Here is a 15641-nt window from a genome sequence, read left to right as displayed (position 1 = left end):
ACGGCCTTCGCGGCGCACGGCCGGCGGCCCCGGAAGGCCCGGCCTCACGAGGCGTGACCGAGCCGGGCCGACAGGTCCTCCAGCAGACCGAGGGCGGCCTCCGCGATCACGGTGCCCGGCGGGAAGACGGCGGAGGCCCCGGCCGCGTGCAGCTCCGCGACGTCGCCCGGCGGGATGACGCCGCCGACGACGATCATGATGTCGTCGGCGTCCAGCTCGGCCAGGGCCCGCTTCAGCGCGGGGACCAGGGTGAGGTGGCCGGCCGCCAGCGAGGAGACGCCGACCACGTGCACGTCGGCCTCGACCGCCTGGCGGGCGACCTCCTCGGGCGTCTGGAACAGCGGGCCGACGTCGACGTCGAAGCCGAGGTCGGCGAAGGCGGTGGCGATCACCTTCTGGCCCCGGTCGTGGCCGTCCTGGCCCATCTTGGCGACCAGGATGCGCGGGCGGCGGCCTTCGGCCTTCTCGAACGCGGCGCACGCCGTACGGACCTCGTCCACGCCCGACCCCGCCTCCTCGCGGTAGACCCCGGAGATCGTGCGGATCTGCCCGGCGTGCCGGCCGAAGACCTTCTCCAGGGCGTCGGAGATCTCCCCGACCGTGGCCTTCGCGCGGGCCGCGTCCACCGCCAGCTTGAGCAGGTTCTGCTCCAGGCCGGGCTCGCGGGCGCCGTTCACCGCCGCGTCCGCTCCCCGCGTCAGCGCGGTGAGCGCGTCCTCCACGGCCCGCGGGTCGCGCTCGTCACGCAGACGGCGGAGCTTGTCGAGCTGGCTGGCCCGCACGGCGGTGTTGTCGACCTTGAGCACCTCGATCGGCTCGTCGGCGTCGGGGCGGTACTTGTTGACGCCGATGACCGGCTGGCGGCCGGAGTCGATGCGCGCCTGGGTGCGGGCCGCGGCCTCCTCGATGCGGAGCTTGGGCAGCCCGGCGTCGATGGCCTTCGCCATGCCTCCGGCGGCCTCGACCTCCTGGATGTGCCCCCAGGCCCGCTCCGCCAGTTCGTGGGTGAGCCGCTCCACGTAGTAGGAGCCGCCCCACGGGTCGATCACCCGGCAGGTGCCCGACTCCTGCTGGAGCAGCAGCTGGGTGTTGCGGGCGATCCGCGCGGAGAAGTCGCCGGGCAGGGCCAGGGCCTCGTCGAGGGCGTTGGTGTGCAGCGACTGGGTGTGCCCCTGGGTGGCGGCCATCGCCTCGACGCAGGTGCGCACGACGTTGTTGAACACGTCCTGCGCCGTCAGCGACCAGCCGGAGGTCTGCGAGTGGGTGCGCAGGGACAGCGACTTGGGGTCCTTCGCGCCGAAGCCCGCCACCAGCCTCGCCCACAGCAGCCGGGCGGCCCGCAGCTTGGCGACCTCCATGAAGAAGTTCATGCCGATGCACCAGAAGAACGACAGCCGCGGCGCGAACCGGTCGACGTCCAGTCCGGTCTCCACACCCGCCCGCAGGTACTCCACGCCGTCGGCGAGGGTGTAGGCCAGCTCCAGGTCGCAGGTGGCCCCGGCCTCCTGGATGTGGTAGCCGGAGATCGAGATCGAGTTGAACTTCGGCATCCGCTCGCTGGTGAAGGCGAAGATGTCGGAGATGATCCGCATCGACGGCCCCGGCGGGTAGATGTAGGTGTTGCGGACCATGAACTCCTTGAGGATGTCGTTCTGGATGGTCCCGGCGAGCTGCTCGGGCGCCACCCCCTGCTCCTCGGCGGCCACGATGTAGAGCGCGAGCACCGGCAGCACCGCGCCGTTCATGGTCATCGACACGCTCATCCGGTCGAGGGGGATCCCGTCGAACAGCTGCCGCATGTCGTAGATCGAGTCGATCGCCACACCCGCCATGCCGACGTCGCCGGCCACGCGCGGGTGATCGGAGTCGTAGCCGCGGTGGGTGGCCAGGTCGAAGGCGACCGACAGGCCCTTCTGCCCGGCGGCCAGGTTGCGCCGGTAGAAGGCGTTGGACTCCTCCGCGGTGGAGAAGCCGGCGTACTGGCGGATGGTCCAGGGCTGGTTGACGTACATCGTCGGGTACGGCCCGCGCAGGTACGGCACCGCGCCCGGGTAGGTCTCCAGGAAGTCCAGCCCTTCCAGGTCGGCGGCCGTGTAGAGCGGCTTGACCCCGATCCCCTCGGGCGTCTGCCACACCAGTCCGTCCACGCCGCGGCCGGTCCGCTCCCGCGCGGCCCGCGCCCACCGGGCCGGGCCGCCCGGTACGGCGGGCGCCCGCCCCTCCAGCTCAATCCCTGAAAAATCCGGAATCATCGGGTCACCTCCATGGTCCCGTCAGGACACGTGCCCGTCCTGCCGTCTCCCGGCCGTCCGCAGGCTCTCACCGGGTCACCCCCAGGTCGTCGAAGGTCTCGCGGAGCACGGCGAGGGCGTCGCACCCGGCGAAGACGACGGCGTCCACTCCCTCGTAGGTCCCCTTCCCCGCCAGCCAGACCTTTCGTGCCCCGGCTTTCCTGAGCGCCGCGGCCACGGCCTCGGCGTGCTCGCCGTACAGCCGGTCGCTGGAGCACAGGCAGGCCACCGGCGTGCCGCTCGCGGCGAAGGCGGCGGCGATCCGGTCCGGGTCGGTCTCCGGCCCGCCGGATACGGTGGCCAGCCCGCCGGCCTGGAACAGGTTGGCCGCGAAGGAGGCCCGGGCCGTGTGCGCGGCCACCGGGCCGATCGTGGCCAGGAAGACACTCGGGCGGCTGTCCTGGGCGTCGGCCAGGTCCCGCAGCGCCTCGAACTCCTGGGCGTAGGTGATCAGCGGCAGCCCTGCGGCCCCCGGCGTTCTCTCCGGCCGTCCGGCGCCGCCCGCGGACGCCCCGGATCCCGTCGCCGGCTCCGTGCCCGGGTTCGAGCCCGCCGCCGGTCTCGGCGCCCGAACCGGGAGACGCTCGGCGAGGTTCGGGAACTCGCTGACGCCGGTGATCGGATCGCGGCGGCGGGCGATGTTCGCCGACCGCCGCTCCCAGGTGGCCGCCACGCGGTCGGCGACCAGCCCGCGGTCCAGGGCCGCGGCCATGCCGCCCGCCCGCTCGATCTCCTGGAACCACGCCCACGCCGCGGCGGCCAGGTCCTCGGTGAGCCGCTCGACGTAGAAGGAGCCGCCCGCCGGGTCGGTCACCCGGGCCACGTGCGCCTCCTCGACCAGCAGGGAGTGGGTGTTGCGCGCGATGCGCCGGGCGAAGGCGTCGGGCAGGCCGAGCCGGGCGTCGAACGGCTGCACGGTCACCGCGTCGGCGCCGCCGGTCCCGGCGGCGAAGCAGGCCAGCGTGGTGCGGAGCATGTTCACCCACGGGTCGCGGGCGGTCATCATGGCCGAGCTGGTCACCGCGTGCTGCACCTGCCCGCCCGCCGGCCGGCGCGCCCCGGACCCGGCGGGGGCGTCCGGGGCGAGGTCCCGCCCGTCCACCCCGCACACCTCGGCGACCCGCGCCCAGAGCCTGCGCGCCGCGCGGAGCTTGGCGATGGTGAGGAACTGGTCGGCGGTGGCCGCGTAGCGGAACTCCAGCTGCCCGAACGCCTGCTCGGCGGTGAGCCCGGCGCCCGTCAGCGCCCGCAGGTAGGCGACGCCGGTCGCGATCGAGCAGCCGAGCTCCTCGGCGTCGCTCCCGCCCGCGTCGTGGTACGGCGTCGCGTCCACGACCATCGCGCGCAGGCCGGGGAAGTCCGCCGCGCACCTGCGGGCCAGTTCCACGGCGGCGGAGAACCCGCCGCCGGAGCCGTCCTCGCCTGCCTCGCTCCCCCCTCCGCCGTCCCTGGCGGAGGACGCGCCGGGCGCCCGGGATCCGCCGGTCCGGGCGCGCCACCCCAGGGGATCGGCGCCGAGGCTCCCGGTGAGGGAGCCCGCCCCGCGCTCCGCGGCGAGGGCGAACAGGACCTCGGCGGCCTCGCGGGTGCGCTCCCCCGCGTCCAGCGCGACCGAGATCAGCTCCAGGTGGACCCGGTCGAGCGCCCTCGGCAGATCCTCCGGCGCCAGGGCCAGCCAGAGCGAGGTGACGCCGTTCTCCAGGTCGGCGAGGACGGCCTCGGAGTCGGCCGTCTCGTGCCTCTGCCGTACGTCCCAGCCTCCGGCCACCGCGCGCGAGCCGCGCGTGTAGGGGGCGAACCCGGGCAGGCCGGGATCGCCCGGGAGGTCGGACAGGTCGTAGAGGGGCGCGACGGTCACGCCGTCATAGGTGGTCGAGGCCAGCGCCTCCTCGGGGGACGCGGCGTCCACCCCGGACTTGCGCAGCACCCCCAGGGCCAGCTCCCGCCACCGCTCCCGCGTGGTCGGCGGGAACGGCGGGGATCCTGCGGCCGGTCGAAGCTCCTCAGGCGGCACGGTCATGCACCGGATAGTAGGCGCACCTCTTCTAGAATATTCCTCCGGGGTCCCACCGGGTGGACATTCGAAGGCCCGTCGCGGAGGGCGGTCTACTCCGCCCCGGCGGCCCGGCGGGCCGGCGGGAGCAGCCGCAGATATCCCTTGGAGAAGGCGACGAGGACGTCCACCACTTCCTCCAGGTCCGGATAGCGGCCCTCGATGTGGCCGACGGCCATCGCGTTGGTCAGCGCGGTGATCCCGTCGGCGACCATCTCCAGGCGGCGGCGGTCGCGCTCGGTCCCGGTCGGGAAGCCCATGGCCGCCAGGTCGGCGGCGAGATGCGCCCGATAGGCGGCGGAGGTCTCGACGGCGAAACCCTGCAGCGGGGAGGACGGGTCGTGCCGGGCGCGCAGGCCGATGCGGAACAGCTCCGGGTGCCCGCAGATGGCCTCCAGCGGGATGCGGAAGGTGTCGCGGTGCCGTTCGCTGTCGTCGGGGGCCTCGCGTGCCCTCCGCCGGGCCTCGCGCATCGTCGCCCTCAGCCGCTCGCCCGCCTGGTCGCCGAGGGCCCGCAGCAGGTCCTGCCTGTCCTTGAAGTGCACGTAGAAGCTCGACTGGGCGATCCCCGCCGCCTTGGCGACCTTGACGGTGGTCAGCCCGGCCTCGCCCTCCTCGTCGAGGATGGCGAACGCGGCGCGGATCAGCCGGCGCCTGGTCAGGTCCTTGGCCTCGCTGCGGCTCAGCGGCGTGCCGGTCACGGCCACCTCATTCCATATTCGCCGATAACTCTACTCTCACGATCTTCGCCATGACCGGTGCGAACAACTCCGTTCAAGGGGTTGTGCGATTTTTCACCGATAGTACTATCGGTGAAATTGCTCTCGGGGGGCTACCGGGAGGAGAAGCGCGTGAAGCGCTTGAAGATCTTGACAGTCGTGTTCGCCTCGCTGGTGCTGGCCGCGTGCAGCGGACCGCGCCCCACCGGTGAGGCCGCCTCGCCTGGCACCGGTGCGGCCCCGGGAGGGAGCCCCGTCTCCGGCGGGCGGCTCGTCTACGCCCTCAGCGCCGACGCCGCCGGCTTCAACCCCGTGACGGACCAGTTCGCGTCCCAGAGCTACAGCATGACCGGGACGATCATCGAGGCCCTCGTGGGGGTGGACGCCGAGGGCAACTGGAAACCCGTGCTGGCCGAGTCGCTGACGCCCAACGCGGACGCGGACGAGTGGACCGTCAAGGTGCGCCCGGGGGTCGCCTTCTCGACCGGTGAGCCGCTGGACGCGGAGGTCGTCAAGGCCAACCTGGAGGCGCAGAAGGCGTCCCCGCTCAACACGGCGGTGTTCGCACCCGTCACCTCCGTCGAGGTCACCGATCCCATGACGGTGAAGGTGACGTTGCGGGGCCCCTGGGTGGCGTTCCCCTACTACCTCGCCGCGCAGATCGGGATGATCGTCCCCAAGGCGTCGCTCGCCGACCCCAAGGCCGCCAGCCGCAAGCCGGTGGGCACCGGGGCGTTCCTGTTCAAGGAGTACGTGCCCGGCAGCCGCATGGTCGTGACGAAGAACCCGAACTACTGGCGCAAGGGCCTGCCGTACCTCGACGAGATCGAGTTCCGGATCCTGCCCGACAGCCAGACCCGGGCGCAGACCCTGGAGGCCGGCGGCGTCGACGCGATGGGCACCACCCGGGACGAGGACATCGTCAAGTTCGGCGCCCTCAAGGACGCATACACCGTCGGCCGGGCCTCCGGGATGGCGGTGCCGGAGTACATGTTCATGCTCAACACCGCGGTGCCGCCCCTGGACGACCTCCGGGTCCGCCGGGCGCTCGCCCACGCCACCGACCGCAAGACGGTCATCTCCACCCTCCGCTCCGGGCTGACCGAGGAGGCCGACGGCCCCTGGTCGAAGGAGTCCAAGTGGTACGCCCCGGGAGACGGCTACCCGGCCTACGACCTCGCCAAGGCCGCCGCGCTGGTCAAGGAGGTCGAGGCCGAGAAGGGACCGGTCTCCTTCGAGATCATCTCGCCGCCCGACCCCAACACCATGCAGGGCATCGAGCTCGCCCAGGACATGTGGCGCAAGGCCGGCGTGGAGGTGACGATCAAGCAGGTCGACCAGGCCGACCTGATCAACCGGGCGGTGACGGGCGACTACCAGGCGACCGTCTGGACGCAGTTCTCCGCGCCCGACCCCGACGGTGAGTACATCTGGATGCACCAGAACTACGCCCAGCCGGTCGGCGCCGTCTCCCTCAACTTCAGCCGGATCAAGGACGCCGAGCTCAGCAACGCCTTCGACACCGGCCGGAGCAACCCGCAGGAGGACGTCCGCAGGCAGGCCTACGCCACCGTGCAGCAGCGGCTGCGCGAGCTCGTCCCGTTCATCTTCATCGACCACCTCAACACCGGGGCCGTGATCGCCAAGACGAAGGTCCGGGGCATCGGCCAGCACGTCCTGCCCGACGGCGACAAGGGGCTGCCCCTGACCGGGTCGCCGGTGCCGTACCACCCCTTCTCCCAGCTGTGGCTCAGCCAGTCGTGATGATCCTGCGGCTGGTCCGCCTCCTGCTCGTGCTGCTCGTGGTCACCTTCCTCTCCTACCTCCTGCTCAACCTGCTGCCGGGCGACCCGACCACGCAGATCCTGGGCCTGTCGGCGAGCGAGGAGGCCCGCGAGCAGCTCCGCCGGGAGCTGAGCCTGGACGACCCCCTGTTCACCCGCTACCTCGCCTGGCTCGGCGAGCTGGTCGCCGGCGACCTCGGCACCTCCTACACCACGAGCGTGCCCGTCACCGAGGCGCTGGCCGAGCGGCTCCCGGTCACGCTGGAGCTGCTGGTCGCCGCGCAGCTGGTCGCGCTGGGCCTGGCCCTGCCGATCGGCGTGGCGGCGGCCCGCCGGGCGGGCCGGCCGCTGGACCAGGTGCTGACCGCGCTGAGCTTCGGGCTGCTGTCCACCCCGGTCTTCGTGCTCGGCGTGCTGCTGATCCTGGTGTTCGCCGTGAAGTGGCAGGTGCTGCCCGCCACCGGCTGGACCCCGATCTCCCTCGATCTCGGCTGGAACCTGACCTCGGTGCTGCTGCCCGCGGTCACCCTCGGCTGCGCGCAGACGGCCGTCTACGCCCGGCTGCTGCGCACCGACCTGATCGCCACCCTCCAGGAGGACTACATCACGCTGGCCCGCGCACGAGGCCTGTCGCCCCGCCGCATCCTGTGGCGGCACGCGCTGCGGCCCTCCGCCATCTCGCTGGTCACCGCCGTCGGCCTGAACCTCGGGGCGCTGATCGGCGGCGCGGTGATCATCGAGACGCTCTTCGGGCTCCCCGGCGTGGGCCGGCTCATCGTGGACTCCATCTTCGCCCGTGACTATCTGACAGTGCAGGGAGGCGTGGTGCTGATCTCGGTCGGCTACGTGCTCGTGAACTTCGCGGTGGACCTCGTCTATGTCGCGGTCGACCCCAGGATCCGGCGTGCGTAGGCGGCTGGGCTGGGGTTTCTGGCTCGCGCTGGGCTGGATCGCGCTGGTCCTGGCCGGTGCGGCCGCGGCGGACCTGCTCCCGCTGCCCCGCTACGACGAGACACTGGCCGGACCCCCGCAGTCCGGCCCCGGCCCGGACCACCCGTTCGGCACCGACGGGCTCGGCCGGGACGTGCTGAGCAGGGTCGTGTACGGCGCCCGCGTCTCCCTCGGCGTCGGCGTCGGCGCGGTCGTGCTCGGCCTGCTGATCGGCGCGCCCCTCGGCGTCCTGGCCGGGTACCGCAGACGGGCCACGGACGCGGTCATCATGGGGTTCAACGACGTCGCACTCGCCTTCCCCGCACTGGTGTTCGCGCTGGCCGTGGTGGCGTTCGCGGGGGCGAGCCTGGTCAACGTGCTCATCGTGCTGGGCGTGCTCGGCGTCCCGGCGTGGGTCCGGCTGGTGCGCGGCGCGACGATGGTCTTCTCCGAGCGGGAGTTCGTCGCCGCCGCGCGCGTGCTCGGCGCCCGGGACAGGACCGTCCTGTGGCGCGAGATCGTGCCCAACGTCTCGCTGCCGGTCGCCTCCTACGCCTTCATCGGCATGGCGGTGGCCATCGTGGCCGAGGGCAGTCTGGCCTTCCTCGGCCTCTCGGTCCAGGCCCCCACCCCCACCTGGGGCGGGCTGATCAACGAGGGCCGGCCGCTGATGGAGAACGCCCCGCACGTGGTGCTCGTCCCCTCCGTCGTCATGTTCCTGACCGTGCTCGCCTTCAACCTGCTCGGCGACCGGCTGCGGGCCCTCACCGACGTGCGGCAGAGCGGCCTGGAACCGGTGCGGCGCCGCCGGGCCGACCGGCTGCCCGCCCAGCCGCACCACGTCGAGGAGGGGGTCCTCCTGCAGGTCGCCGACCTGCGCACCCACTTCACGACCGTCCGCGGCACCGTCCGGGCCGTCGACGGCGTCTCCTTCACCCTGGAGCGCGGCCGGACCCTGGCCATCGTGGGCGAGTCCGGGTCGGGCAAGTCCATGCTGATCCGCTCCATCCTGGGCCTCGCCCCGGACGCCGGGACGCTGCGCGGAGGGAGCGTCTACCTGGACGGGCAGGATCTGACCGAGCTGGACGGCGAGCAGCTGCGGCGGATCCTCGGCACGCGGCTGGCCGCCGTCTTCCAGGATCCGATGACGGCCCTCAACCCGGTCCGGACGATCGGGGCCCAGGTCATGGAGCCGCTCACGGTCCACCTGGGCATGAAGCGCGGGGCCGCCCGGGCCCGGGCCGCGGAGCTGCTGGCCTCGGTCGGCATCCCCGAGCCCGCGCGGGCGCTGCGCCGCTACCCGCACCAGCTCTCCGGCGGCATGCGGCAGCGGGTGACGATCGCGATGGCGCTGTCGTGCGGCCCGGACGTGTTGTTCGCCGACGAGCCCACCACCGCGCTCGACGTCACCGTCCAGGACCAGGTGCTCCGGCTGATCCGGCGGCAGCGCGAGGAACGCCACATGGCCGTGGTCCTGGTCAGCCACGACCTGTCGGTCGTGGCGGAGTGGGCCGACGAGGTCATCGTGATGTACGCCGGCAAGGTCGTCGAGCGGGGCCCCGCGGCCACGTTGTTCGAGCGGACCCGCATGCCGTACACCGAGGCGCTGCTGCGGGCGGTGCCGAAGCTGACCGATCCCGCCCACCACCCGCTCCGGCTGCTGCCGGGCCGCCCGCCCGACCTGGCGGCGCCGCCGTCCGGATGCGCCTTCCACCCCCGCTGCCCCTACGCGAGGGAGCGGTGCACGCAGGAGGAGCCGCCTCTCTTCCAGGCCGAGGTCCCCGACCACCTCTACGCCTGCTGGTACCCCGTCGGGACCGGGGCGGGAGTCGTCGAGACATCGGGGATATCCGGGACGGCCGAGGCGCTCAAGGCCGCCGAGACGACCGGCGCGGACGAGACGACCGACGCGATCGAAGGAGCCGACAGCCGTGGCCGGTAGCGGAAACGCCCATCTCCGTCCCTCCGGGGAGGTGGTGCTCCGGGTGGAGGACCTCGTCGTGGAGTTCCCCGCCGGAGGCGGCCGGAGCGTGCACGCGGTCTCCGGGGTGAGCTTCGACGTGGCCCGCGGGGAGACCCTCGGCATCGTGGGCGAGTCCGGCTGCGGAAAGTCCACCACGGCGCGGGCGCTGATGCAGCTCCCCCCTCCGCTCGGCGGCTCGGTGCGGCTGGACGGCGTCGAGCTGACCACGCTGCGCGGGGAGGCGCTGCGCAGGACCCGCAGGCGGCTCCAGATGGTCTTCCAGGACCCGATCTCGTCGCTGAACCCCCGGCGGCGGGTCCGCGACATCGTCGCCGAGGGACCGCGCGTCTGGGGCGCGGGCGCGGACCGGGTCGACGAGATGCTCACGGCGGTCGGGCTGGACCCCGCCACCGCCGCCACACGGCGGCCGCACGAGTTCTCCGGCGGGCAGTGCCAGCGTGTCTCCATCGCGCGGGCGCTGGTGCTCGAACCCGAGGTCGTGATCTGCGACGAGCCCGTCTCCGCGCTGGACGTCTCGGTGCAGGCGCAGATCCTCGCGCTGCTGGAGGAGCTCAAGGAGCGTTACCGGCTGACGCTGGTGTTCATCGCCCACGACCTCGCCGTGGTCAAGAACGTCAGCGACCGGATCCTGGTGATGTATCTCGGCAAGGTGTGCGAGCTGGCCCCCGGCGACGCCCTGGTGGAGCGGCCGGCCCATCCCTACACCCGGGCGCTGCTGGCCTCGATCCCGCGCGGCGGGCTCGGCCTGCCACCCGCCGACCGGCTGATCAGCGGGGAGCCGCCCTCGCCGGTGACGCCGCCCAGCGGGTGCCGGTTCCGCACCCGCTGCCCGGCGGCCACGCCGCTGTGCGCGGCCGAGGAGCCGGTGATGCGCCCGATCGGCGCGGACCACTGGGTGGCCTGCCACCATCCGCACGGCGGGGAGGGCAACGGCGCGGGAGGGCTGGACGGCGCCGCCGGCTGAGGGCCGCGGCGACGCCTGCGCAGGCCGGGCGGCGCGGGGGTCAGGTGATCGGCTCCTGCCAGGCCGCGTTCCAGGTGGCGCGGTTGACCGCCCCGGTCACGGCCAGGCCCTTCTCCTGCTGGAACTTCCGGCAGACGTCGCGGGAGCGCTCCCCGTAGAGGCCGTCGACGTCGAGGTCCCACCCGCGCCTGCTCATCTGCTGCTGCCAGGTGCGCACGTCCTCGCCGACCATGACCGGCGGGTACTTGAGCGTGCGGCCGGGGAAGGAGGGGTGCGGGTCGGGCGGGTCGGGCGCGCCGCCGGGGCGCGGGGCGCCGCGCCGTATCCACGCGTAGAGCGGGTCGCCCGGGCAGGAGGTCGAGTAGCCGTCGCGGTGGCCCTTGATCTCGCGGCCCGCGCCGCCGCGGTCGCGGAGGTGTTCGACCGCGTCGAGGACGGCGTGCAGGATGTCGTCGGTCGGCTGGACCAGCCCGGAGGAGCCGACCAGGGCGAGCACGGCGTAGTGGCCGCTGTTGAGCCCGGCGCCGTTGGCAGCGGGTAGGCGCTTGGGACCGCGCCCCTCGAACACCTTCTTATGCGGACATGCGACCATTGAGTAGCCGATGTCCATCCATCCGTTTCCATCCATATGGTGGATTTGGATGGATTTCACTAACGCCACACATCTCGCATGATCATTGATGATTCCCGGATCGACGCGCCCACCCGTGTAGTGAACTTTCACACCCCTGGTCGAATTGATCGGGGTATAAGAGCCGCGCGGCTGGCGGGCTCCCCATTCACTACGGGAAACGAGGTCGATGGCCACGAAATCTCCAGGGGGTCGAGCAATGGTGGCTAACCGGAGCGTAATAGGTGACGCGTGCCGAGAAGGGAGGTTTACCGATTGATCTACCTTGCACCCTCACGCCGCGGCTCCGGAGGACGGACCACTGCTCGCTTTCCGTGGTCGGCGGCCCTAAACCCGCCCTATGCCCATACCGAGCGGTATCGATAACCTTCCCTCATGGTCGCGACTCCTCTGACCCCCGACGACCCGGTACGGCTCGGCGAGTTCCGGCTGGCCGGGCGACTCGGCGAGGGCGGCCAGGGCATCGTCTACCTCGCCCACGCGCCCAGCGGCGAGCCTGTCGCGGTCAAGCTGCTGTTCCGCGCCGACGCCGAGTCCCGCAGGCGGCTGGCGAGAGAGCTGGCGGCGCTGGAGAGCGTCGCCCCGTTCTGCACCGCCCGCGTGCTGACCGCCTCGGTCGACGGGCCGCGGCCGTACGTGGTGAGCGAGTTCGTCAACGGCCCGTCCCTGGAGCAGCGGGTCAAGGAGAGGGGGCCGCTGCGCGGGGGCGAGCTGGAGCGCCTGGTCGTCGGCACCGCCACCGCCCTGGCCGCCATCCACGCCGCCGGGGTGGTGCACCGCGACTTCAAGCCGGCCAACGTGCTGCTCGGCCCGGACGGCCCCCGCGTGGTCGACTTCGGCATCGCCAGGGAGGACGGCGCGGCCACCCACACCTCCGGACTCATCGGCACCCCCGCCTACCTGTCCCCCGAGCAGATCGCGGGTTCCCCGGCCTCCCCCGCCTCCGACGTGTTCGCCTGGGCCGCCACCATGGTCTGCGCGGCGGCCGGGCGCTCGCCGTTCGGGGCCGACACGGTGCCCGCCGTGCTGCACCGGATCCTCAGCCACCACCCGGACCTGTCGGCGCTGCCCGCCCGGTACGGCGCGCTGATCGCCTCCTGCCTCGACAAGGACCCCGCCCGCCGCCCCACCGCCCGGGCCCTGATGATCAACCTGGTCGCCCCCGGCGTGCACACCCCGCACTCCACCGAGGACCTGGTGAGGATCGGCAGTGAGCTGGCCTCCTCCCCTCCGGACGGCCGGGAACAGACCGCGCCCGGCCGTTCGGCCCTCACCACCCGGGCAGGGCGGGGACGCCCCCGCGGGTTCATGATCGGCTCGATCCTGGTGGTGGCGTCCGTGCTCGTCGCCGCGGGGATCGCCGCCTGGCTCGCTTTCGGCCGCCCTGCCGGCGGCCTGGGCGCCACGTCCACCCCGACGGCCGCGACCGGCTCCTCGCCGGCCGGGAGCACCGCTTCCAGCCCGGACGGGACCACCTCCCCGGACCCCGACGGGACGACCGGCTCCCCTCCCGCCGGGAACGGGGTGAAGATTCCCCCGTCCTTCGCGGGCAGCTGGTCCGGTGACGGTGTCAGCTCCACCAACCCCCTGGCCGGCGGCCCGAAGAGGATCGAGGTCGAACTCGAGGCGGGCGGGAGCGACGCGGCCTGGGCCGAACCCGGCAACAACTGCACGGGCCGCATCACCCTGCAGAAGGTCGAGAAGGACACACTCGTCTTCGCGCTGGGCGCCAACACCGGGGGATGCATCGCCGGGACCGTCTGGCTCACCAGGAAGGGCGACCTCCTCACCTACACCTGGAAGGACGTACCCGGCCTCGGGCTCGTCACCGAGACCGGCGACCTGTCCAGGAGCCCGTAGAACCCGCGCCGCCGTCGACCGGTGCGGCGCCGCACCTGCGCGCCCGGCCCTCCGTCCCGATTCCGCGGCCGCAACGCGGCGGCAGAACGCAGACGGCGGGCGGTAAAACCCTTCGACGTCCGCGGCCCCGGCCGGGATCATGGGCGTCATGTCCGTGTTGAAGGAGGTCCGCTTCGCCCCGGAGCAGCGCCCGGCGGAGCTGCCCATGAACATCTACCTCGACGACGCCGACAGCCCCGTCGACGTCATCGACGCCCTCGCGCTGTCCCCGTTCGCCACCGGCGCGCAGCCCTGGGCCCGTACCGAGACCCTGGAGCGGGTCCGTTCCGACGCGCCGCTCATGCCCGCCGCCGGGACGCTCGTCCGGGCCGCCCGCGAGGACGACGGCCGGGACTCGCGGCTGGTCACCGGGGAGGGCTGGACGCTGCGCGTGATCCGGTTCAAGAACCGGGCCGCCACGGTCAGTGTGACCGCGGTCAGCGAGGAGCTCGCCCGCGCGGTGATCGAGGAGGTCACCGAGGACGCGACGGAGCCCGCTCCGGAGAGCGACCACGTCGAGATGGGCTTCTGGTGGCAGACCGGCCACGGCAGCCGCCGCTCCGGCAAGACGATCACCACCTCCCCCTGGGCGGAGGTGAGCGGCAACTACGCCAGGTCGCTGCACGACCCGCTCTCCCGCCTCATGTCGGTCACCCCCGACGACGTACACGGCCGCCTGGTCCTGCTGCACGGCCCGCCGGGCACCGGCAAGACCACGCTTCTGCGCACGCTCGCCCACGAGTGGCGGTCGTGGTGCCAGGTGGACTGCGTGCTCGACCCGGAACGGCTCTTCGGCTCCCCCGGTTACCTGATGGAGGTCGCCGTCGGCTCCGACTCCGGCGAGGACGGCGAGAAGTGGCGGCTTCTGGTGCTGGAGGACTGCGACGAGCTGGTCAGGGGCGGCGCCAAGGAGGCCACCGGGCAGGGCCTGTCACGCCTGCTCAACCTCACCGACGGCCTCCTCGGCCAGGGACGCGACGTCCTGGTGGCCATCACCACCAATGAGGACCTGGCCCGCCTCCACCCGGCCGTGGTCCGTCCCGGCCGCTGCCTGACCCAGATCGAGGTGGGCACGCTGCCGTACGACGAGGCGGCCGCCTGGCTCGGCACCGGCGAGGGCGTCCCCCCGTCGGGCGCCACCCTCGCCGAGCTGTTCGCCCTGCGCGACGGAGTGGCCGCCCGGTCCGCCGCCCCCGACGCCACCGGCCTCTATCTCTGACCGCGCGATCCGCCTCACCCGCCTGGAGCGGGAAAGCACGCACCGGCCGGACGGTGAGCTCTCGAGGGTCGGTTCTTCCGCCTCTGCTGTCAGGAGGTGAGTCGCCGGACGTATCCGTCGACGGACTCCCGGTCGAGCCACGCGCCCGTTATCTGGACCGCTCCGCCGGAGCCGCCCGCGGAAGGACCGGAGCTGCGGGCGGCACCGGTCCGGGTCACGATCAAGGCCGGCCGCCCCGTCTCCGCCGTCCCGTGACGGAACCGATACGGCCGCGCGTGCCGGCCGTTCCCGCCCGGCACGTAAAGTCGCGGTTGGACGCCGTTCAGGTGGAGGACACGCGCAGGGGATGGGGGTCCGGCATGAACCACCCGCGGCCCGGTCACGGCCCGGAAACCGCGCTCCCGCCGCCCGGACCCGCCTCGGCCCGGCCGCAGCCGCCACGGCCCGGGTTCTCCGAGGCTCCGCCGCAGGCACCGCATCCGGCCCTGCGACGGTCCCCTCCCTACCTGCCGGTCCCGCCGGCTCCGCTGCACGCGCCGCTCCCGATGCTCCCACCGCCCGGGTTCCCCTCGGCCCCGCCGCAGGCACCGCCTCCCGGCACCGTCTCCGCACCGAGGAGCCCGGTGGCCGTGATGTCCGCGCTGACCGTGGCGGGCAGCGTGCTGGCAGGGGTCGTCCTGTTCCTGTCCGGCGGCTCTCCCCCTCCCGCAGCCGAGGCCGACTCCACCTCGCCGGTCTACACGCCGGCCCCCGAGAGCACCGCCTCCCCCGGCGGTCCGCCGTCCCCGGGGACCGGCGACCCCCGCACGGGGACCGCTCCCCCCGCTCCCGGGCAGGGCGCCGCACCCACCGCCCTGGAGCTCCTGGTGCCCGACGTGCGCGGCGCGGACGGGGTCACCGCGCAGAACCGGCTGCAGTCGGCCGGGTTCTACGCCGTCTCCCTCGTCCCGGTCGGCGGCGGAAGCGTGGGCGACCCCGCCGGGTGGCGGGTGGTCTCCCAGACGCCCGAACCGAACACGAAGGCCGAGAGCACACGGCGGATCACCGTGGAGCTGATCGAGATCCCCCGGTTCTGAGCGCGGTCGCGGGCATGGCCGGCCGTCATCGGGACAGGGTTCACCGGGCAGGCGCACGACGAGCACCCGTACCCCCAGGAGCGTTCTTTTC

The 15641-nt window shown here is 73.1% G+C and carries 11 protein-coding genes; 7 read left to right on the top strand and 4 right to left on the bottom strand.

All coding sequences use genetic code 11. The features are described 5' to 3' along the window. Window positions 1–44: 44 nt before the first annotated feature. The 3 genes from scpA to HS041_RS18780 all read right to left on the bottom strand — a co-directional run bounded on the left by scpA (window position 45) and on the right by HS041_RS18780 (window position 5045). Complete coding sequence (gene scpA, locus HS041_RS18790; protein ID WP_196441949.1) at window positions 45–2252, bottom strand: methylmalonyl-CoA mutase; 2208 nt, start codon at window positions 2250–2252, stop codon at window positions 45–47. A gap of 67 nt (window positions 2253–2319) precedes the next feature. Then, window positions 2320–4311, bottom strand: a complete 1992-nt coding sequence (locus HS041_RS18785; protein WP_196441948.1) for a methylmalonyl-CoA mutase family protein — start codon at window positions 4309–4311, stop codon at window positions 2320–2322. Window positions 4312–4397: 86 nt separating this feature from the next. After that, a complete protein-coding gene (locus HS041_RS18780) occupies window positions 4398–5045 on the bottom strand; it encodes a TetR family transcriptional regulator (protein ID WP_196441947.1) in 648 nt (215 codons plus the stop codon). Window positions 5046–5195: 150 nt separating this feature from the next. Between HS041_RS18780 and HS041_RS18775 the strand changes: the two genes are divergently transcribed. The 4 genes from HS041_RS18775 to HS041_RS40080 are packed head-to-tail and all read left to right on the top strand — an operon-like array spanning window position 5196 to window position 10725. Beyond that, window positions 5196–6827: an ABC transporter substrate-binding protein gene (locus HS041_RS18775; protein WP_196441946.1), complete on the top strand. Its 1632-nt coding sequence runs from the start codon at window positions 5196–5198 to the stop codon at window positions 6825–6827. Continuing rightward, window positions 6809–7759, top strand: coding sequence for an ABC transporter permease (locus HS041_RS18770; RefSeq protein ID WP_307845360.1), 951 nt, complete (start codon window positions 6809–6811; stop codon window positions 7757–7759). The genes HS041_RS18775 and HS041_RS18770 overlap by 19 nt, the downstream gene beginning before the upstream one ends. Next, the gene (locus HS041_RS18765; protein ID WP_307845359.1) at window positions 7752–9719 is read left to right on the top strand and encodes a dipeptide/oligopeptide/nickel ABC transporter permease/ATP-binding protein; all 1968 of its coding nucleotides are present in this window, start codon (window positions 7752–7754) and stop codon (window positions 9717–9719) included. Before HS041_RS18770 ends, HS041_RS18765 begins: the two co-directional genes overlap by 8 nt. Continuing rightward, a complete protein-coding gene (locus HS041_RS40080; RefSeq protein ID WP_196441945.1) occupies window positions 9709–10725 on the top strand; it encodes an ABC transporter ATP-binding protein in 1017 nt (338 codons plus the stop codon). Before HS041_RS18765 ends, HS041_RS40080 begins: the two co-directional genes overlap by 11 nt. A gap of 40 nt (window positions 10726–10765) precedes the next feature. On the opposite strand, the gene HS041_RS18755 is transcribed toward HS041_RS40080, so the two are convergent. Beyond that, the gene (locus HS041_RS18755; RefSeq protein WP_230879124.1) at window positions 10766–11353 is read right to left on the bottom strand and encodes a peptidoglycan recognition protein family protein; all 588 of its coding nucleotides are present in this window, start codon (window positions 11351–11353) and stop codon (window positions 10766–10768) included. A gap of 378 nt (window positions 11354–11731) precedes the next feature. Here HS041_RS18755 and HS041_RS18750 point away from each other — a divergent pair, with 378 nt between their 5' ends. From HS041_RS18750 to HS041_RS39780, 3 genes are all read left to right on the top strand, one after another. Continuing rightward, on the top strand, window positions 11732–13216 hold the full coding sequence (locus HS041_RS18750; RefSeq protein WP_196441943.1) for a serine/threonine-protein kinase: 1485 nt from the start codon (window positions 11732–11734) through the stop codon (window positions 13214–13216). A 148-nt stretch (window positions 13217–13364) separates the two neighbouring features. Continuing rightward, on the top strand, window positions 13365–14474 hold the full coding sequence (locus tag HS041_RS18745; RefSeq protein ID WP_230879123.1) for a DUF5925 domain-containing protein: 1110 nt from the start codon (window positions 13365–13367) through the stop codon (window positions 14472–14474). A 623-nt stretch (window positions 14475–15097) separates the two neighbouring features. Beyond that, window positions 15098–15550 (top strand): PASTA domain-containing protein, encoded by a 453-nt coding sequence (locus tag HS041_RS39780; RefSeq protein WP_196441941.1) that lies wholly within the window; start codon window positions 15098–15100, stop codon window positions 15548–15550. Window positions 15551–15641: the final 91 nt, after the last annotated feature.

The sequence above is a fragment of the Planomonospora sp. ID67723 genome (assembly GCF_015711605.1).
GTDB lineage: Bacteria > Actinomycetota > Actinomycetes > Streptosporangiales > Streptosporangiaceae > Planomonospora_A.
Note: the sequence above shows the minus strand (reverse complement) of the source record. Positions and strands in the feature narration are given on the sequence as shown.